Source organism: Micromonospora sp. M51, from assembly GCF_018070305.1.
Taxonomy (GTDB): Bacteria; Actinomycetota; Actinomycetes; order Mycobacteriales; family Micromonosporaceae; genus Micromonospora; species Micromonospora parva.
Map to the genome: position 1 here is coordinate 1 of NZ_JAGPXZ010001017.1, position 1807 is coordinate 1807.

Annotated in this window: 3 protein-coding genes; all 3 read left to right on the forward strand. The window is 72.3% G+C overall.

Features of this window, described 5'->3' with window-relative positions:
- A partial coding sequence (locus tag KBX53_RS31945) for a hypothetical protein (RefSeq protein WP_247676526.1) occupies positions 1-397 on the forward strand: 397 nt, incomplete at its 5' end.
- 63 nt (positions 398-460) lie between these two features.
- The gene (locus KBX53_RS31950; protein ID WP_210863545.1) at positions 461-1285 is read left to right on the forward strand and encodes an S-methyl-5'-thioadenosine phosphorylase; all 825 of its coding nucleotides are present in this window, start codon (positions 461-463) and stop codon (positions 1283-1285) included.
- A gap of 69 nt (positions 1286-1354) precedes the next feature.
- On the forward strand, positions 1355-1807 hold a 453-nt coding region (locus tag KBX53_RS31955), incomplete at its 3' end, for a DM13 domain-containing protein (RefSeq protein ID WP_210863547.1).

A 1807-nucleotide genomic window follows, 5' to 3' on the forward strand; every position in this document is an offset into this window, starting at 1 on the left:
GCTCCGCGCCGCGGCCTCGGCGGACGGCTGTTTGCTGCTCCTCCCCCTGCTCGGCTACGCGCTGCCGTGGCTGATCGGCGGCCCGGCGCTGCACGACGTCCTTGTGGCACCGCTGGTCGGGCTCGTCGGGTTGGCGCTGGGCCGCCTGGTGACCGACCGGCGACGCCGGGCCTGGATCGCCGCCGGCCTGCTGGCCAGCGCCACGTTGCTGCTGATCGCGGTGCCGCTGCTGTGGCGACCGCCGTCGGCGCCGCCGAACCCGGGCCTGCCGGACCGCGACTACCCGCTGGGGCTCGCCGTCGGGCTGGCTGTCGTCTGGGCCGCGATCGCGATCGTGCTGATCGTCGCCACCGCTGTCGACCGGCGCGTCACGCATCGACGAAGCGACAGTCGCTGAACCCGCCCCACGTGTTTCTGCCATCCGTCGCCCAGGAGGGTCACCCCCATGTCTGCAGCAGAGATCAGCCCGACCGATGGCGCGCCGGTCGGCGTGATCGGCGGTTCCGGTTTCTACGAGTTCCTCGACGACGTCGCCGAGGTCACCGTCGACACACCGTACGGAGCGCCCAGCGACCTGCTGTCCGTCGGGAGTCTCGCCGGACGGCCGGTGGTGTTCCTGCCCCGCCACGGACGCCGGCACACGCTCCCTCCTCAGCGCATCAACTACCGGGCCAACCTGTGGGCGCTGCGCGCACTCGGCGTCCGCCAGGTGCTCGCGCCGGGCGCCGTGGGCGGTCTGCGCCCGGAGTTGGGCCCCGGCACCCTCGTCGTACCGGACCAACTGGTCGACCGGACCAGCGGCCGCGAGCAGACCTACTACGACGGACGGGCCGGCGCGGACGGGCAACTCCCCCCGGTCGTGCACGTGCCCTTCGCCGACCCCTACTGTCCGGTCGGGCGGGCCACGGTGGTGGACGCCGCCCGCACCACCGGTTGGCGGCCGGTCGACGGCGGCACCATGGTCGTCATCGAGGGGCCCCGGTTCTCCACCCGCGCCGAATCGCAGTGGTACGGCCGGGAGGGCTGGTCGGTCGTCGGCATGACCGGTCATCCCGAGGCGGTGCTGGCACGTGAGCTGGCACTGTGTTACACCGCGCTGTCACTGGTGACCGACCTCGACTCGGGCGTCGAGGTCGGCCAGGGGGTGACGCAGCAGGAGGTGTTCACCGTCTTCGCCCGGAACGTCGATCGGCTGCGCGTCCTGCTCGGCGAGGCGGTGAGACTGTTGCCGGCGGGCCAGGGGGCGTGCCCGTGCGGCCAGGCTCTGGCGGATACCCCGTCGTAAGAGTTCCGAAAGGGTTCGCGACGCGTTCGACGACATGCGCGGCCGTACGCTGCGGGGGTGGGAAAACGGATGTTCCGGTCGCCGGTGGTCCGGGCTGGTCTCGCCGCAGCTGTCGTCGTGGCGGCGCTGGCCCTCTACTGGTTCCAGCCGTGGAAGCTGGTCACCGACACCTACGTCGACGAGGCGTTGCCCGGGGTGACGCCGGCATCGGCCACCCCGATCCCGTCGTCCCCGGCCCCCGCGGCCTCGGCAGCCGCCCCGGCGGCGAACGAGATCCTGACCGTCGGCGAGTTCGTCACCCATGAGCACCGCACGACCGGCACGGCCGAGATCCACCGGCGCGCCGACGGGCGCCACCAGCTCGTCATTCGGGAGCTGAACACGTCGAACGGTCCAGACCTGCGGGTGTGGCTGACCGACCAACCCGTCCTGCCGGGCACTGCCGGCTGGCGGGTGTTCGACGACGGCGAATGGGTCGAGCTGGCCAGGCTCAAGGGCAACAAGGGCAACCAGGTGTACGAG